A 16,033-nucleotide genomic window follows, 5' to 3' on the forward strand; every position below is an offset into this window, starting at 1 on the left:
GGGCTTACTGGTACGGCAGCGTCACCGCCGACAGCGCACCGAGCGACACGGTGCTGGCCCCGGATCCGATGGCGCTCCAGATCTCCACCTTGACCGTGCCGTTCGCCAGGTTGCCGAGGGCTCCGGTCGCGGTGACCTGACCGGCCGCGTCGGTGTAGCGCTCCCAGCCGGTGACCGGGTCGGTGGCGAAGTAGCGGAACGTCTCCACCCGGTCGAAACTGCCGTTGCCGGTCAGGTCGTACGAGACGCGGACCTGGGTGGCGTTGCCGACCGAGGTGCCGGCGTCCACCGCGATGCCGAACGCGGTCGCGGCGCCGGACCGGTAGGTGAGGTTCAGGCCGGTCGCGGTGAACGTGGTCGGCGAGTGCGGCTGGTTGTCGTTGACGCCGGACGACTTGACCACGGTCGCGGTGCCGGCGCTGCCCGCGGTACCGGCCAGCAGGCCGTTCGCCTGCAGGTAGCGGACCGCCGAGGTGTTGCTGGTCGGAGTAGGCGTCGGGCTCGTCGTCGGGTTGGCTGTCGGGCTGGTCGGTGTCGGGTTTGTCGGGTTTTTAGGATTTATTCCGCCGCCCGTCGCGTTGCCACCGGAGAAGTTCGCCGCGCCGCTGGCCACCGTCCGGCCGGCCGGCACCGACAGCACCTTGCCGTCCGAGAAGGTCACCGTGAGCGCCGCGTTGGTGATGTTGGCAGCCACGTACGTCTTCACGCCGTTCTTGCTGAACACCCGGTGCAGCGGATGGTTGGCGGTGACCGTGAGATCCACCGTGCCGAGCGCGGCCAGGTTGCGGATCCAGTGGAACGTGTGCGCCTTGGTCTCGCCCTCCTCGGGGGTGTAGCCGCTGTTGGCCCGGAACCGGGACAGCGCCCCCTCGCCGTCGCCGAGCGCCAGGTACTGCCAGGCGATGTCCTGCCAGAGCGCCGGTTCGTGGCCGGCGTTGGTGACCATCTCGGCGTAGTTGCGCCGCACGTAGGCCGGGTCGTTACCCAGATAGAAGTGCCCGCCGGTGACCGGCAGCAGGTTGATGCCGTGAATCTGCTCGGGCGCGGAGGCAAACCAGGTGGAGTACGCTCCGCCGTCGCCCCAGACCATGCCGACCGTGCCGTGGCCGAACGCGGCCGGGAAGTTCTCGTCCCGGGTGTCGAACCAGTATTCGTTGATCGCCGCGGACTGCGTCGTGTAGATGAAGATGCCGGCGTCGCGGATCGCGGTGTTGCCGGTCGCCTGTCCCCACTGGATCAGGGCGTTCGCGAAGTTCATCCCCTCCGACGAGGACTCCTGGTTGTTGCCCGCGAAGAAGGCGCCATGCCCGGCTGCCCAGTCGTGCCCGGCATAAATATCAAAATCGCGGAGGTACGGGAACCGGTTGTCGCCACGGTCGTAGTTGTTGGCGTCGCGGATCAGCAGGTCGACCATGCCGCCGTACGCGGAGGTCGCCGCCCAGGCCGGATCGAACTTGGCCAGGGTCGCGGCCGCGGCGATGAAGTAGCCGTAGTGGAAGTGGTGGTCGTTGAGTTCGGCGTCGGAACCGTACGACGCCGGGTAGCCGATCAGCGTGCCCCAGTTCCGGTCGTAGTAGAACAGCTTCTGGGTCTTGCCCGACGAGGCGGTGAACCAGTCGTTCAGCTGAGTGCGGATGGTGGCCAGCGCGGTGTCGCGGACGTCGGTGCGGCCGAGCTGGTCGGCGATCTCGGCGATCCGGGCCCCGATGCCGAGCGCCTTGCCGGTCCAGTAGGTGTCGTTGTTGCGTACCGGAACCGGATTGTCTTTGACCTGGTCGAGATAGCCGTTGAGGGTGGACAGGTCGGCACCGCTGCTGGTGGCCACCGCGGGCACCTCGGGCAGCACGCCGTTGAAGACCGCCGACGTGGTGAACGACGAGGCGCCGACGAGGGTCTTCATGGCTCCGCGGGCGGTCACGTAGGTCGGCGCGATGGGGGTCGCTCCGGTCAGGGCCCGCCACTGGTGCGGGTAGAGGCCGATGACGGTCCCGGTGCCCGAGCCCTCGCGCGCGGTGGTGGTGTAGGCGTAGGTGGTGGCGACCCGGCCGGTGTTCTGGCTGTAGGAGTAGGACACCCGGGTGCCGGTGACGTGGTTGTGCGCGTACTGGCCGAAACTGTCGGCCAGCGCGACCCGGTCGGCGCTGCCCGGCAGCACGGCGATCGAGAAGTAGCCCTTGCCGGCCAGCGTGGAGGTGATGACGGTGCCGCTGACCGACCAGGTGGCCCCGGTGGGCGCGTACGCGACATAGTCCCTGCCGGCGACCGAGTAACCGATCCGCGATCCGCTGTTGGACCAGACCGCCGGGGTGCTCTTCGCGGTGATCTGGGCGTTGCCGCCGGTGACCTGGAAGTACGCGAACGGCAGGCCGTGCCCGATGGTCGCCTTCATGGTCCGGGTGCCGTCACTCCAGTACGGCGTGACGGTCCAGTCGGTCCACGAGTCGACCAGGGTGCGCGGGGCGTTCAGCCCGGCCACCCCGGCGGTGAAGTCCTCCTGGTAGATGTAGTGGTACTCGCCCACCCCGGTAGCCGAGCCGCTGATCTGCGGCGTGGTGTTGTAGGAGAAGCCCAGCCCGCCCGAGGTGGTGTCGTAGCTCGTCGGGTGCGCGTGCAGGTTCTCGCTGTACGAGCAGTCGAACTTCTTGAAGACCAGCGACGACCACCAGTCGTTGGTCGGCACCGGCCCGGCCGGGGCGTTCGCGGTCATGAACTGGCGCGGGTTGGTGGCCAGATCCCCACAGCCGACCGGCAGGCTCGCGCCGGCCGGCAGCGTCTCGGTGTAGCTGCCCGCGCCGACGGTGGCCGCGCCGGCCGAGCCGCCGACCGCGACCGCGGTGAGCCCGGCGGCGACAGCCGCGGCAACAGCCAGCCCGAACGTTCGGCGGCCGGGAGCACTTCTCATCACGCCTCCACTGAATTTTGCCTGGCAGAGCCCGTGAGAGCGCTCTCTAGTGGAGGCGAAGGTAAGTGTTACGTCGCATGGTCGTCAATGTTTCAAATGGAAACGCGCCCTTTCGGGCAGCCCTTGACGGCGGAGGCTAGAAAGGGGGCCGTGTCGTTCAGCTTCTTCGTGCTGACTGCCGCACCGCCGGTCATCGGGGTGCTGCTCGGATACCTGTGCGGCGGTCGCCTGAGCGGCTTCCGCACCGTGCGGATCCGGGCGCTGTGGCTGGTCTGGCTCGCGGCGGCGGTCCAGTTCACCCAGTATTTCGCGCCCGGCGTGCGGCACTTCGTCGAGGACACGGCCGGCATCCCGATGCTCGCGCCGGTCTTCGCGATCGTCTTCGTCTGGCTGGGGGTCAACCTGTGGCACTGGCCCACCGCGATCCGCCTGGCCGGCGTCGCGATCGTGCTCGGCGCCGCCATGAACGCCCTGGTCATCGGCTTGAACGGCCGGATGCCGTACGACCCGGCGACGTCCGTCGCGGTGGGGAACGCGCCCGACCGCGAGGGCCCGAAGAACGCACCGGCCGACTCCGGCACCCGGCTGGCCGCGCTCGGCGACGTAATTCCGGTGCCAGTGGTCCGCAAGGTGGCGAGCCCCGGCGACGTCCTGATCAGCGGCGGCATCATCGCCCTGGTCGTCCTGGTGATGCGCCGGGGCCGCCCCGCAGAGGAGCAACCCGACGAGAAACCGTTGACGAGAGGAGGTGCTCAATGACCGTCCAACTCACCTGGCGACGCCTGGTGCTGGCCACCTTCACGCTGGCCACGCTGGCCCTGTTGCTCTACACGATCGGCGCGCCGCAGGACTCGGCCTGACCCACCCGCCCAACCAAGGGAGAACACGATGACCCGCACCATGTCCTGGCAGCGCGTCGTGCTGGCTGCCGCCACCCTGGCCACCTTGGCCCTGCTCCTCTACACCGTGGGCGCCCCGAGCCAGATGTCCTAACGGCCCGCGACGCGGCGAGACCGAGCGGTATCGAATGGCCGACACCGCCGAACTCGCCGCGTCGCGGTCCCACTCAACCGGCTCGACTCCAACGTGCTCGCCTCGATCACGCGGACTCGCAGATGCAGAGTTGAAGTGGCGATTCCACGGCAAGTGGTCGACCGGACCAGTCGCCGAACCGCTCGACGAGCCGAAGGCCGCCGAGCGAGAGAAGCAGCGGCAACTCCTGCGGGAAGATGCTCCTGATTTCGAGCGGTGCGACGACGAAGTCGGGCTCGGAGTCAGTGGAGAGGTGCCACGTCCCGCGAGTAACTTGCGCGGGCGCATCGTAGCTCTCAGCGACATCGACACGGACGTTGCCACGGTCCGGATCCCAGAACGACAACGACTCGCGGGTGCGCCGCACACCATCGGCTTCGGCAAGCATGCGCACGCTCGGGTTGAACACATCGAAGACGAACCGTGCCCCCGGTGCCAGGTGTCGCCGAACCGACCGGAAGCAGCTCACCAGATCCTCAGCCTCATGCAGATGCAGCAGGGAATTGGCTGCGATGAACACGAAGTCGAACGTGCGGCCCAGATCGAAGGCCCGCATGTCGCCCTGCATCAATTCCACCGCGACACCGCGCGCGTCCGCCTTACGCTGAGCCTCAGCCAGCATTTCTGACGAGAAATCAAGGCCGACGCACGGATGCCCGTCGGAAGCGATGGGGATCAGCTTGTGCCCGGTGCCGCACCCGAGTTCCAGGACGCGCCCGCCTTGCCGATCGGCGCCGGCCCGATAGAAGTCGGCTGCGGGCCCGCCGCCCGGAAACATCAGGTCATACAGCCGCGCGTGCGAGTAGAACGCTTCACCCATCAAGCGCCTGCTTGTGCTGGCCGACGTCGTCCGCCACGACGTCGAACAGACTCTTCTGCAGGTATTGGGCCTCCTGCGTGGCACTCGTAGAACGAGGAAAGCAGAACCGTCTTGCCACTGCCGCTCTCACCGAACACTGCAATGTGCTGGTCCAGCACTCTGCTCACCTGCATGCGAGAATCTTACGGAGGCAAGCACTCCGCAACGCTCCGCCGACCACCGCAGAGAGACACTCCCCGCCTGCGTGTCACACATCCGAGGGGGCGATGGGGTGAAACTGGTCGGGCGTCAACGGGATCTGGGTGATCGTGTGGCCGCGTTCGTCGGTGAATTCGACTTCGTAAGCCAGGTTCGGCCTGTCGAAGACGTGCACGACGGCGCCGATCGCGCCCGCTGCCAGCCCTTCTTCGGGTAGGTCGACCAGCAGCCGGACCGTGTCGTAGAGCTCCACGTTCGCCCCCTTATGGGAATGAGATTGTTACCAGCCGAGGTGTGGTCGATCCGGCGTCGAGGATCCACGCCGTGCGTACCATGATGCTGCCTCTGGGACCGGTCAATGGCACGTCGACTGCCCATCGCTGACCGTACTGGTCAGACCTACCCACGATCGGCGTGCCCTCGCGTACGCCATCGCGGATCTGATGATCGATTCGCGCGGCGTCGCCGACGTCCAATCCCGTGACACTGAGTCATTTTCATCGTGACGGTGCAGGTCACGGGCAGTGTGGGAGGCCGGTGTCCATGTAGGACGAGGCTCCCGGTAAGACAGCAATCGACCAAGATCAGATGCCCCAACCGGGAGCCTCGCTGTGCTGTCTTACCCTGCCGCGATTCCGTTGTCCACCCGCAGCCTGCATCACCTCGGCGGCCTCATCCGCGCCCACCGTGACCAGCGACGATCCCGATGGCGGCGGCTCGACCCGGGCCGACAGGCCCTACTCGCCCTGGCACATCTGCGTAACGGCGACACCTTGACCCGCCTGGCCGCCGGGTTCGAAATCAGTGTCACGACGGCTTGGCGCTACGTCCGCGAGGCCATCGACCTGCTCGCCGCGACCGCCGACGACCTGGACACCTTGATGACCAGGATCCGGCTGCTTGCGTACGCGATCCTCGACGGCACCCTGATCCCGATCGACCGGGTCGCCGACCAGAAGCCCTACTACTCCGGGAAGCACCGCCGGCACGGCATGAACGTGCAGGTCATCGCCGATCCCGCAGGCCGGCTCATCTGGGCCTCGGCCGCGCTGCCCGGCTCGATCCACGACCTGACCGCAGCCCGCACTCACCACATCATCGACGCGCTGACCAGGACAAAGATGATGACGTTCGCTGACAAGGCGTACCAGGGCGCCCGCGGCAGTATCCGGACGCCATTCAAACGCCACCGCTACCGGCCGAAGCTGTCCGCCTGGCAGAAGAAGGTCAATCGCGCTCACGCCCGCACTCGCGCTATCGGCGAGCGCGCCAACGCCACCATCAAGACCTGGAAAATCCTGACCAAGCTGCGCTGCAGCCCACACCGGGCCACCCCGATCGTGCAGGCCATCCTCGTCCTACATCACGTAGAGAACCCGGCCTACGCAGGATGAAAAAGGCTCACTGTTGATCACGCGGTACTTGTTGCTGCCCACCGGATGATCCGGATTCATGGCGTACGCCGTGATCTTGCTGGGATCGATCTCAACTGCAGAGAAGTTGGGCACGCTCGCAGGCGCCGAGATTTCGCTGCCAGCGCCGGAATCCTGACCTCCATCCGCGCTCGACCGCCCTCTTCGTGCGCGCATCGCGACAGCTTCCTGCGCCTGAGCCACGCTCCCGGTACTACCTGGCCGCGGTGCTGCCGTGTCGTCGTCGCTACCGTCACGGCGTGGCGGTGGTCTATCGTCGCCGGTTCCGCCGGGCGGCTTCCTGGGCCGTCCGGTCATGGTTTCCCCGGCTCAGCGGCTCTCGCCACGTTTGTCGACGCTACCAAGCGTCGTCCATCGATGTTCCACCGAAGCGGCAGGACCACCCAGTGATCGACCGCTACCTGAGCGCTTTCACAAGGAGTCGGCGTGACGCTTTACCAGGGGCGCCATGTCGGCGTCGGCGCGCATGAGGGCGAGCGCGCCGCGTGCCTCGTCGAGGATCGACGGGTCGTGTTGTTGTTCGGCGTCCAGCCGGGCGTCGGACAGCATCGGCGCCACGGACTCGATGAAGTAGCGGTCCGGGGTCATGGCGCGCAGCGACATCGTTGCCTTGGCCTCGGACAGCTCGGCGTGGACCACGTGCTCGCGGGACATCGGCACGTTCACCCACAGCCAATCGCGGACGAACAAAGCGTTGGCGGGCGGGCGGCCGTCGTCGACCTCGGCCGGTGGAAGAAACGGGTCGCCGGGTGGCAGGAACGTCGCGTCCGCGTAGACGGTGGCCAGTTCGTCCCGGGTTAGTGGGCCCGCGTACCGGCGCAGCAGCGGGCCCAGAGCGGGACTGTGGCCGACCTTGTCGACTACCCGGATGCGGGCGGCGCCGGTCAGGAGCTCGTCGCCGCTCGCGAGCAGCTGCTCGATCAGTTCGATGCACCGCCGGGCGAGCGCGACATTTCCCTGCTCGGCGGCTTCGACCAGGACCGGGTGGAAGAACGCCTCGGACAGCAACGTGTAGGCGGACAGGTCCGTGGTGTCCTGCGCGCGGCAGGCCTCGTACAGCTCCTGGATGAGGATGTGCTCCCGGGACTCCGGGAGCACATCCCACAGGTCGTCGCGAAACCCTGAATACTTCATCGTGCGGTGATCATGCCATCCGTGACTCGACGACCTGGTCGAGCTCGGCGAGACGGGCGCTGACCTCGTCCGCTTCGGGTACGCCGAGGCCGGTGTAGAGGGTCACGGCATGCCGGTACTGCTCGCGGGCCTGACCGGTGTCGCCCATGGTGTGGTGGGCGCGGCCGAGGCCGGCGTGGGCCCGCGCCTGCTCATCGCGGGCACCGATGGCGGTCGCGACGGCGCGGGCGGCGGTGTGGTGCGCGATGGCGTCGGTGGCCCGGCCGGCGGAGTGGGTGGCCTCGCCGAGGCTGTTCAGGACCCAGGCTTCGCATTCCCGGTCGCCCGCCTCGCGGAAGATGTCCAGGGCCCGCTGGTGGCACCCGATCGCGGCCTCGGGGCGGCCGCGGCGATTGTGCAGCAGGCCCAGGTTGTCCAGCGCGTGGGCTTCGCCGGTGCGGCTGGTGAACTCCCGGTACAGGGTCAGCGCTCGCTCCAGGTGACGTTGGGCGGTGTCGTACCGGCCGGACATCGTTTCGACCACGCCCAGGTTGTTGAGCGTCGAGGCTTCGGTGCGCCGGTCGCCGGCCTGCCGGGCGAGCGCCAAGGTCTGCTGGTAGCAGTCGCCGGCTTCGGCGAGACGGCCGGACCGCCGCAGCGAAATCCCGAGACTGAGGAGAGCCCGGGTCTGACCGGTGCTGTCGCAGATCTGCTGGTAGAGGCGCAGGGCGTGTTGCTTGTACGCGATGGCCTTCGGGTAGTCGCCGGACCGGTCGGCGACGTAGCCGAGGCTGGTCATCGCGCGGGCCTGCCCGAACGGATTGTCGATCTGCCGGAACAGGTCGAGGGCCTGCTCGAGGTGCGCACTGGCGCGCTCGTGCTGCCCGAGCGTCAGATAGGTGTAGCCGAGGTCCCGCAGGGCGTGCGCCTGACCGGCGCGGTCGCCGGTGCGCTGGGCGGCGTGCTGGGCCTGGCTGTGCACGGTGACGGCGTCGGCGTGGCGGCCGTTGTCGTTGAGGTAATGACAGAGCGTCTGTGACAGCCGCACGGTGTGGCTGGGCCGGCCGTTCGCCGCGGCGTTGACGGCGACCGCGACCAGGGTGGACCGTTCGGTGTTCAGCCAGGCGATGGCGGCGTCCGGATCGCTCAGGGCGGGAACCGGGGTGTCCGCCTGCGGGACGCGCGGGCGCCAATGCCTCTCCGCCGGATCCAGTACGTCCATGGCGGCCGCGCTGACCGCGAGATAGTAATCGGCCAGCCGCGTCAGGGCGGCCCGGCGCTCGGCGGGGCGGTCCTGGTCCCGGGCCTGGTCGGCGGCGAAGCTGCGGACGAGGTCGTGGAACGCGTACCGGCCGCTGCGGGCCTCCTGCAACAGGTGGTCGCTGCGCAGGTGGTCGAGCCAGGTCCGGACGGTTGCGAGGTCGGTGCCGGCCAGGGCGGCAGCGGCGTACCCGTCGAAGTCCTGGGCCGGGTGCAGGGCCGCCAGGCGCAGCAGCCGTTGCCGCTCGGCGGGCAGGTGCTGGTAGGAGAGCCGCAGGGCCAGATCGACGCCGCCGTCGAGCGGCTGCTGACGGTGGCGGCGTTCGTCGAGCCGGTCGGCGTGGTCGGTCAACGTCCAGCCCGGGATGTTGCGGACGTGCCCGGCGATCAGGCTCAGGGCGAGCGGCAGGTTGCCGCACCGGGCCGCGATGCGGTCGGCGGCAGCCGGATCGGTGCCGACCGGGTGTCCCGGCAGGGCGCCGGCCAGGAACGCCCGCGCCTCCTCCCGGGTGAACATCTCGATCGTGAGCCGGGTCGACGGCCGGAGGCCCGCCAGGCTGCGGCGGCTGGTGACCAGGGTGACGCAGCCGGGCACGGCCGGCACCAGCGGGCGGACCTGCTCGGCTCCGGCGGCGTTGTCGAGGACGACGAGCGCCCGGAGGCCGGCCAGGCGCTCCCGGTAGGCGGCGACGCGTGCGGTCAGGTCGTGCGGGATCTGGTGACCCGGCACGCCGAGCAGGCGCAGAAACTCGTCCAGGACGGCGGCCGGGTCGGCCGGCGGCTGGACCGGATCCGGGTGGAAGCCGCGCAGGTTGACGAACAGCACCCGGTCGAAGGCGTGTTCCCGGAGGAGCCGGTGTCCGGCGTGGAGGGCGAGCTGGGTTTTGCCGGCGCCGGCCATGCCCTCGATCGCGCCGACGTGTGCGGCGCTCCGGACGGCTTTGCACAACTCGTCCAGCTCGGCGGCCCGGCCGACGAACCCGGCCGACCCGTCCGGCAGCCCCTCCTGCACCCGGACCTGGGACGCCGCCTCGATCTCGCCACCGACGACCCGCAGGGACTGCCGCCACCGCGCGACGTATCGGGCGTCGGGCCGCAGCGCCTCGACCACGGCGAGCACCAGGTCGGTGTTCAACCGCCGCCGCCCGGGCTGGAAGCAGTGCGCGACGGTGGTCCGGCGCGTCAACTCGCTCGCCGGCCGGCCAGCCGCGACCCAGGCCGCGTTGACCCGGTTCTTGATCGTCTCGTACGACGGGTCACCGGCCCACACCTTCAGCAGGCGCAGCCGCTCGATCACCTCGTCGAGGCAACTCGCCTGAGCCGGATCGGGCAGCTCGGTAAAACGCTCCACCGGAGCATCGACAGGCATCGACCACGCTTACCATCTCTCCTCGCCTGGGCACCAGTGGCCGCACGCGCCGTTCTGCGGTCCGGGCCGCTCCGGTTGCCGACCGGCAGGCCCCGGCTGAAGATGGTCTTCAACGCCCCGACGAGGGGGCCTGGGAGGCCGACGTGTCGCTGCTCACCGCGCTGGACCGCAAGCACACCGTCGCACCGGAGGGGTACAGCCGCTGGCTGATCCCGCCCGCCGCGCTGGCCGTGCACCTGTGCATCGGCCAGGCCTACGCGACCAGCGTCTACAAGAACTCGTTCATCGCACACTTCGACGCCAGCCAGACCGCGATCGGCATCATCTTCAGCATCGCCATCGTGATGCTGGGGCTGTCGGCGGCGGTCGGCGGCACCTGGGTCGAGGCGAACGGGCCGCGCAAGGCGATGTTCGTGTCGGCCTGCTTCTGGGCGACCGGCTTCCTGGTGGCGGCGCTCGGCATCGGCACGGAACAGCTGTGGCTGGTCTATCTGGGCTACGGCGTGATCGGCGGCATCGGGCTCGGCATCGGCTACATCTCACCCGTCTCCACGCTGATCAAGTGGTTCCCCGACCGCCCCGGTCTGGCCACCGGTCTGGCCATCATGGGATTCGGCGGGGGTGCCCTGATCGCCAGTCCCGCTTCGCGGCAACTGCTTTCCTTGTACGACGACGACTACGACCCCAATGTGGCCAGCTCGGTCGCCGACGGCCGCGCCCTGGTGCTGCTGTTCGTCACGCTCGGTATCGCGTACTTCCTGATCATGATGCTCGGGGTCGCCAACATCCGGGTGCCCGCACCGGGCTGGCGGCCGGCCGGCTGGGACCCGTCGACCATCAAGGACAAGCCCCTGGTCACGGCCGCAAACGTGTCGGCCGCGAATGCCATCCGTACCCGGGCATTTTGGTTTTTGTGGGTGGTTTTGTTCTGCAACGTGACCGCCGGCATCGGCATCCTCGAGCAGGCCAGCCCGATGATCCAGGACTTCTTCCGGACCGACGGCGTCTCCACCGTCAGCGTCGCGGCGGCGGGCGGTTTCGTCGGCGTGCTGTCGCTGTTCAACATGGCCGGGAGGTTCGTCTGGTCGTCCACCTCCGACCTGGCCGGCCGCAAGCCGATCTACCTGCTGTACCTGGGCGTCGGCATGATCATGTACCTGCTGCTGGCCCTGATCGGCGACGCGGCGACGGCGTTGTTCGTGGTCCTGGCCGGCGTGATCCTGTCCTTCTACGGCGGCGGTTTCGCCACCGTGCCGGCCTACCTGCGCGACCTCTTCGGCACCTACCAGGTGGGCGCCATCCACGGCCGCCTGCTGACCGCCTGGTCCGCCGCCGGCATAGCCGGCCCCCTGATCATCAACGGCTTCCTGGACGCACAGGGCAAACCCGGCAGCCTGACCGCGGACGCCTACCGGCCGGCCCTGTTCACCATGGTCGGCGTGCTGGCCATCGGCTTCATCGCCAACCTGTTGATCCGCCCGGTGCCACCCCGCTACCACCAACAGCCCGGCGCCAAGGCCACCCCGGAGAAGGAGGCGGCAGCATGAAGACCTCGTCAATCCGCTTGCTGGTGTCGTGGCTGCTGGTGGCCATCCTGCTGGGCTACGGCATAGTCCAGACGGTGATCACCGCGGCCAAACTCTTCGAGTAGTCCCCGCCTCGCGGACCGCGCGCCGCCCGCCACCTGCGTTACCAGACCGATAAAATACTTATTGTCGGTTTTGTAACGTTGTCATGTCCTCAAGGTGGTTGACATGCGAGCATGGAAAGCAAGCCTGTGGTTCGCGGCCGGAATCGCGGGCTGCGCGGTGGTCTTCACCGGAAGCGGACCGGCGGCCGCCAACGACGCCGGCCGGGCCGCCGGCGGTAACGCTTCGCGCGTGGCCGCAGCGAACGGTTTGCCCGCCGGCCACATGCAGCAGCCGGCCAAGGTTGTGTACGTGTCCAAGCCGTGCTGCAACCGCATGCCGCCGCGCAACGGCGTGCAGATGGCGGTTCCGGCCGGGAAGGGCATGCCGGGGCGTGGCGGCATTCAGATGGCAGTTCCGTCCAGAAGTTACCGGTGACGCGCCGGCATCGCCGGATTACCGGCGGTCCGCAGCCGTCCGCACCGGCCGGAGTCGCCGTCCTGGACGACGATCCGCCGCCGCGGACGGAAACAGGACGACGATTCACGCTGCCGGAGCGGATCCGTCGGCGGGAATGGCGGGAATGGAAGCTGACCGACTGGTTTGCGGTGGCCGGGGTGATCGGTCCCCTGGTCACCGGCCTGGTCGTCGGCGGGGCCAACATCGTCCAGGAACGGGCCGCAGCGAGCGAGCCGGTTTGCGGGACGCAGACGGACGCCACTCAGCCGGGACGGGTGGGCAGCGGATATGTGCTGGTCGACCCGGACGACGCGGCAGAGCGCCGGCCGGCGGTCGCGCGCAGCTGCAACTCCCGCGACGGGCAGAACCGGGTGGCCCGCACCGGCCCCGGTCGCTACCAGGTCCACCTGGAGCGGCTCGGCATCGACGGCGGAACCGTGGAGATCACCCCGGTCGGGCCGGCAATCCGGGTCTGTGGAACGAGCGGTTGGGGAATGGCGGCCAAGAGCGCCGACCTCGTCGTCCATGTGGTGTGTTCGGACGAGCACGGCGCGAACCGGGACTCCGGATTTGACCTGCGGTTCTTCCAAGCCACGGCGGACACCGGCGCAATGGCCTACCTCCGCTACGAGGCCGGCCCGGAAAAGGCGGTCCTGCCGGATCCCAACTACGCCTTCAACTCGTTCAACACCGAGATGACGGTGCAGCGCGAAGGCACCGGCGCTTATCGCGTGTTCGTCCAGGACATGCAACAGGCGGTGCCCGGCGCGGTAAAGGTGACCTCGTACGGGAACGCGCCGCGAATCTGCAACCCGATGCTCTGGCATCCCTGGCAGAACCCGGGCAACGGTAAGAGGTTCCTGCTGTCCGAGGTGAACTGCTTCGACACCGGGGGACGGCCGGCGGACAGCGGATTCGTCCTGACCTACGCGGCCCAGCCGGCCGCCGGGCCGCATTCTCGGGTGGCCGGCGCGCTGCTGTGGGCCAACGATCCGCACGCGGCCCGCTACACCCCGGCGCTGGACTACCAGTACAACTCCACGGGCCGGGCCAGCATGATCCGGCGGCACGGGCCCGGAGACTACGTCGTGGAGCTGTCCGGCTTCAACGGGGACAGCGGGCACACCCAGGTCTCCGCCTATGCCGGAGCCGCCAACTGCGCCACCTCGCAGGTCGATGAGGGAGCTGACGACACGGCCCGGGTGCGGGTTCGCTGCTGGCTCCGCGGACTGTCTGCCGACACCAGCTTCACGCTGCTCTATCGCGCCTGAACTGACCGCTGCTCGCCGGCCGGAAACGCACGAGGGCCCGGAGCCGCACAGCGGCTCCGGCCCCTCGTGGCAGGGTCAGCTGCAGGCGGTGCCGTTGAGCCGGAAGCCGGTCGGCGCGGCCGAGTTGCCGGTGTGGTTGGCCTGGTAGCCGATGGTGGCCGAGCCACCCGGTGCCAGGCTGCCGTTGTAGCTGGCGTTTGTCGCGGTCACCGTGCCGGTCGCCGGGGAGTAGCTGGCGTTCCAGCCGGCGGTGATGGTCTGTCCGGAGGCCAGGGTGAAGGCCAGGGACCAGCCGTTGATGGCCGCGGTGCCGGTGTTGGTGATCGTGATGCTGTTGGTCAGGCCGGAGTTCCACGCGTTGACCGCGTTGGTGACCCGGCAGGTGCCGGTGCCGCCGGGGCTGGTCGTCGGCGGGGTGGTCGGCGGCGTGGTGGGAGCCGTCGTCGGCGGAGTGGTGGGCCGCGTCGTCGGCGGGGTGGTCGGCGGCGTGGTCGGCGTGGTCGGCGTGGTGCCGCCAACGGCGCTGATGATCGCGTTGATGATGCTCTGCTGCGTCACCGAGTTCGCGCTGCGGTCGAACAGGCCGAAGCCGTGCTGGCCGTTCCAGCCGTTGTCCCAGTACGCGGTCGCCCCGCCGTACTTCTTGGCGGCGGCCACCACCGCTCGGGCGTAGGCCGCCCGGTAGGTGTTGTTCGCCGAGTCGTACGTGGTCTTGTCGATCGAGCCGTACTCACCGACGAAGAAGGGGTAACCGCGGGTGACGAACTTGTCGTACATCTTCTTCATCTGGCCGTCCAGGAAGTCCTCCTGGCCCCAGGTCGACTTCTTCGCCGAGTTGGTCGCGCTCGCGCCCCACTGGGTGATGTTGCCGTCCTCCTGGCCCGCGAAGTCCCACGGGTCGTAGTAGTGGACGGAGATCATCAACCGCTGCTCGCCGGCCGGGATGCTCGACGACCGGTTCGCATCGGTCGGGATCACGAAGCCGCTGCCCACGGTGTGGTCGATGTTCGTGTTCCAGCCCGGCACCAGCAGCCACCGGGCCGCGTTGTTGCCGCCGGTGCGCCGCACCGTGTCCACGAAGATCTGGTTGTACGCGTTGATGTTCGAGTAACACGGCTGCGTCGGGTTGCCGTACTGGCCGTCGAAGTTCTCGTTCATCGACTCGAAGATCAGCTTGTCGTTGTAGCTCGCGAACTTCGTCGCGATCTGCTGCCAGACCTTCTGGTACTTGTCCTTGATCGTGGTCTGGTCGGCCGCGTCGCAGATCAGCCAGGCCCCGGTGACCGACTTGTAGCCGTCGCTGTGCATGTTGATCAGCACGTACAGGCCCTTGCTGTGGGCGTAGTTCACGACCTCCTGGATCCGGGTCAGCCAGGCCGCGTTGACCGTGTAGTTCGGGCCGGCCCCGATGTGATTCAGGTAGCCGACCGGAATCCGGATGGTCCGGAATCCGGACGCCGCGACCCGGTCGATCTGCGCCTGCGTGACAACCGGGTTACCCCAGGCCGTCTCGCTGGGGACGCCGTTGTTGTTGGCCTCGAGCGTGTTGCCGAGGTTCCAGCCGGCGCCCATGTCGGCGACCAGCTGGGAAGCGTTCAGCTGGACGGTGACGTCGGCCGATGCCTGACTCGCCACGCCGTACACGGCTCCGGAGAAGGCCAGGGCGGCGGCAGCGATTCCCAGCCCGGCCTTCCTTGCTTTCGAACTCATAGAGGTTCCCTCTCGGACGGGGGTTTCAGGCGCGGAGACCGGCGGTGAATCCAGTTCACGCCTGACGAAGAGTGTTGCCAGCGGGTGCGGCCATGTCAATCGATGCGCTTCGACGATTGCTCGCTCAAATCCATCGATTCTGGTCGACATGGCGCGAGGTCGACCAGGTCACGGAGCCCTCGCCACGGCCCGGGTGCCTCCCGCGGGTCAAACCGGGCCGGCGACGGCACTCCACCCGGCGGTGCGGCAGAGCCGCGCCCCGCCCGCCACCAGCACTGTCCACAAAGGCCGCGCGACGTTCCTGCGAATACTCCTTCAGTGCCGAAATTCTAGTCATTCATCGATTGCCTTGACTGTCGTTCGGCAGACCAGATTTCCTTTCGACCGGCACAGGGTGGGCGAGTGCTGCGTGACTCAGGCCCGGCAGGCCTCGCTGTGGGCGACCGTGGAGCTCCGGCTCGAGGGGGCCGTCCGGCGGCAACCCCGTTCCTCGACGTCGGCCTCACCGCCCGGCTCACCCACGAGAGCGGCGCCGAGATGCACAGCCGATGGCTCGTGCGTTTCCTGCCGGATCGCACCGGCACATGGCGGTTCGTCACCGCCTCGACCGAGAAGATCCTGGATGACGTACGCGGCGAGGTGACGGTCGGCGAACGGGTTCGACACCAGCCGCTTCGATCCGGCCTTCTTCCGCCTTCTCGAAGACTGCGTCCGGCAACTGGGCGAGGCCGGCATCGAGGCCGCAAAGCCTGACCGCGTGAACGCACGCCGTGGCCGGAGTCCATGACGATGCGGCGCCGGACCGGTGGAGGGACGCCGGGGGAACGTGGTAAGCGGT

Annotated in this window: 14 protein-coding genes; 6 read left to right on the top strand and 8 right to left on the bottom strand. The window is 68.6% G+C overall.

Going from position 1 to position 16,033, the window contains the following annotated elements:
- Window positions 1-4 precede the first annotated feature (4 nt).
- Window positions 5-2,902 (bottom strand): glycosyl hydrolase, encoded by a 2,898-nt coding sequence (locus Ari01nite_RS45485; RefSeq protein ID WP_203790505.1) that lies wholly within the window; start codon window positions 2,900-2,902, stop codon window positions 5-7.
- Window positions 2,903-3,052: 150 nt separating this feature from the next.
- On the opposite strand from Ari01nite_RS45485, the gene Ari01nite_RS45490 reads away from it, so the two are divergent.
- Window positions 3,053-3,661: a DUF5317 family protein gene (locus Ari01nite_RS45490; protein WP_203790507.1), complete on the top strand. Its 609-nt coding sequence runs from the start codon at window positions 3,053-3,055 to the stop codon at window positions 3,659-3,661.
- A 340-nt stretch (window positions 3,662-4,001) separates the two neighbouring features.
- On the opposite strand, the gene Ari01nite_RS45495 is transcribed toward Ari01nite_RS45490, so the two are convergent.
- The 3 genes from Ari01nite_RS45495 to Ari01nite_RS51565 form a co-directional block, all read right to left on the bottom strand.
- Window positions 4,002-4,754 carry a class I SAM-dependent methyltransferase gene (locus tag Ari01nite_RS45495; protein ID WP_203790509.1) on the bottom strand — a complete coding sequence of 251 codons (753 nt, stop codon included), beginning with the start codon at window positions 4,752-4,754 and terminating at the stop codon, window positions 4,002-4,004.
- A gap of 247 nt (window positions 4,755-5,001) precedes the next feature.
- Window positions 5,002-5,205 (bottom strand): DUF4926 domain-containing protein, encoded by a 204-nt coding sequence (locus Ari01nite_RS45500; protein ID WP_203790511.1) that lies wholly within the window; start codon window positions 5,203-5,205, stop codon window positions 5,002-5,004.
- 10 nt (window positions 5,206-5,215) lie between these two features.
- Window positions 5,216-5,428 (bottom strand): DUF6883 domain-containing protein, encoded by a 213-nt coding sequence (locus tag Ari01nite_RS51565; RefSeq protein ID WP_369076789.1) that lies wholly within the window; start codon window positions 5,426-5,428, stop codon window positions 5,216-5,218.
- Window positions 5,429-5,563: 135 nt separating this feature from the next.
- Between Ari01nite_RS51565 and Ari01nite_RS45505 the strand changes: the two genes are divergently transcribed.
- Entirely contained in the window at window positions 5,564-6,346 is a 783-nt protein-coding gene (locus Ari01nite_RS45505; RefSeq protein WP_203790513.1) for a transposase family protein, read from the top strand.
- Here Ari01nite_RS45505 and Ari01nite_RS45510 read toward each other — a convergent pair.
- From Ari01nite_RS45510 to Ari01nite_RS45520, 3 genes are all read right to left on the bottom strand, one after another.
- The gene (locus Ari01nite_RS45510; protein ID WP_203790515.1) at window positions 6,311-6,568 is read right to left on the bottom strand and encodes a hypothetical protein; all 258 of its coding nucleotides are present in this window, start codon (window positions 6,566-6,568) and stop codon (window positions 6,311-6,313) included. The genes Ari01nite_RS45505 and Ari01nite_RS45510 overlap by 36 nt on opposite strands.
- Window positions 6,569-6,796: 228 nt before the next feature.
- Window positions 6,797-7,519 (bottom strand): DUF7674 family protein, encoded by a 723-nt coding sequence (locus Ari01nite_RS45515; protein ID WP_203790517.1) that lies wholly within the window; start codon window positions 7,517-7,519, stop codon window positions 6,797-6,799.
- A gap of 10 nt (window positions 7,520-7,529) precedes the next feature.
- Window positions 7,530-10,127 carry an ATP-binding protein gene (locus Ari01nite_RS45520; protein WP_203790519.1) on the bottom strand — a complete coding sequence of 866 codons (2,598 nt, stop codon included), beginning with the start codon at window positions 10,125-10,127 and terminating at the stop codon, window positions 7,530-7,532.
- A 149-nt stretch (window positions 10,128-10,276) separates the two neighbouring features.
- Between Ari01nite_RS45520 and Ari01nite_RS45525 the strand changes: the two genes are divergently transcribed.
- From Ari01nite_RS45525 to Ari01nite_RS45535, 4 genes are all read left to right on the top strand, one after another.
- Window positions 10,277-11,674 carry an OFA family MFS transporter gene (locus Ari01nite_RS45525; protein ID WP_203790539.1) on the top strand — a complete coding sequence of 466 codons (1,398 nt, stop codon included), beginning with the start codon at window positions 10,277-10,279 and terminating at the stop codon, window positions 11,672-11,674.
- Complete coding sequence (locus Ari01nite_RS51765) at window positions 11,671-11,778, top strand: MFS transporter small subunit (protein WP_438872301.1); 108 nt, start codon at window positions 11,671-11,673, stop codon at window positions 11,776-11,778. The genes Ari01nite_RS45525 and Ari01nite_RS51765 overlap by 4 nt, the downstream gene beginning before the upstream one ends.
- A 103-nt stretch (window positions 11,779-11,881) precedes the next feature.
- Window positions 11,882-12,193, top strand: a complete 312-nt coding sequence (locus Ari01nite_RS45530; protein ID WP_203790521.1) for a hypothetical protein — start codon at window positions 11,882-11,884, stop codon at window positions 12,191-12,193.
- Window positions 12,190-13,485 carry a hypothetical protein gene (locus tag Ari01nite_RS45535; RefSeq protein ID WP_203790523.1) on the top strand — a complete coding sequence of 432 codons (1,296 nt, stop codon included), beginning with the start codon at window positions 12,190-12,192 and terminating at the stop codon, window positions 13,483-13,485. The genes Ari01nite_RS45530 and Ari01nite_RS45535 overlap by 4 nt, the downstream gene beginning before the upstream one ends.
- A gap of 75 nt (window positions 13,486-13,560) precedes the next feature.
- Here Ari01nite_RS45535 and Ari01nite_RS45540 read toward each other — a convergent pair whose 3' ends face one another.
- The gene (locus Ari01nite_RS45540; protein ID WP_203790525.1) at window positions 13,561-15,195 is read right to left on the bottom strand and encodes a cellulase family glycosylhydrolase; all 1,635 of its coding nucleotides are present in this window, start codon (window positions 15,193-15,195) and stop codon (window positions 13,561-13,563) included.
- Window positions 15,196-16,033: the final 838 nt, after the last annotated feature.

It is taken from the genome of Paractinoplanes rishiriensis, from assembly GCF_016862375.1.
GTDB lineage: Bacteria > Actinomycetota > Actinomycetes > Mycobacteriales > Micromonosporaceae > Actinoplanes > Actinoplanes rishiriensis.

What these genes read in the sequence shown, in the direction of transcription:
- Ari01nite_RS45530 (WP_203790521.1), top strand. Translation starts at nt 11,882, where the DNA reads ATGCGAGCATGGAAAGCAAGCCTGTGGTTCGCGGCCGGAATCGCGGGC.
- Ari01nite_RS45540 (WP_203790525.1), bottom strand. Translation starts at nt 15,195, where the DNA reads ATGAGTTCGAAAGCAAGGAAGGCCGGGCTGGGAATCGCTGCCGCCGCC.
- Ari01nite_RS51765 (WP_438872301.1), top strand. Translation starts at nt 11,671, where the DNA reads ATGAAGACCTCGTCAATCCGCTTGCTGGTGTCGTGGCTGCTGGTGGCC.
- Ari01nite_RS45520 (WP_203790519.1), bottom strand. Translation starts at nt 10,127, where the DNA reads ATGCCTGTCGATGCTCCGGTGGAGCGTTTTACCGAGCTGCCCGATCCG.
- Ari01nite_RS45485 (WP_203790505.1), bottom strand. Translation starts at nt 2,902, where the DNA reads ATGAGAAGTGCTCCCGGCCGCCGAACGTTCGGGCTGGCTGTTGCCGCG.
- Ari01nite_RS45515 (WP_203790517.1), bottom strand. Translation starts at nt 7,519, where the DNA reads ATGAAGTATTCAGGGTTTCGCGACGACCTGTGGGATGTGCTCCCGGAG.
- Ari01nite_RS45495 (WP_203790509.1), bottom strand. Translation starts at nt 4,754, where the DNA reads ATGGGTGAAGCGTTCTACTCGCACGCGCGGCTGTATGACCTGATGTTT.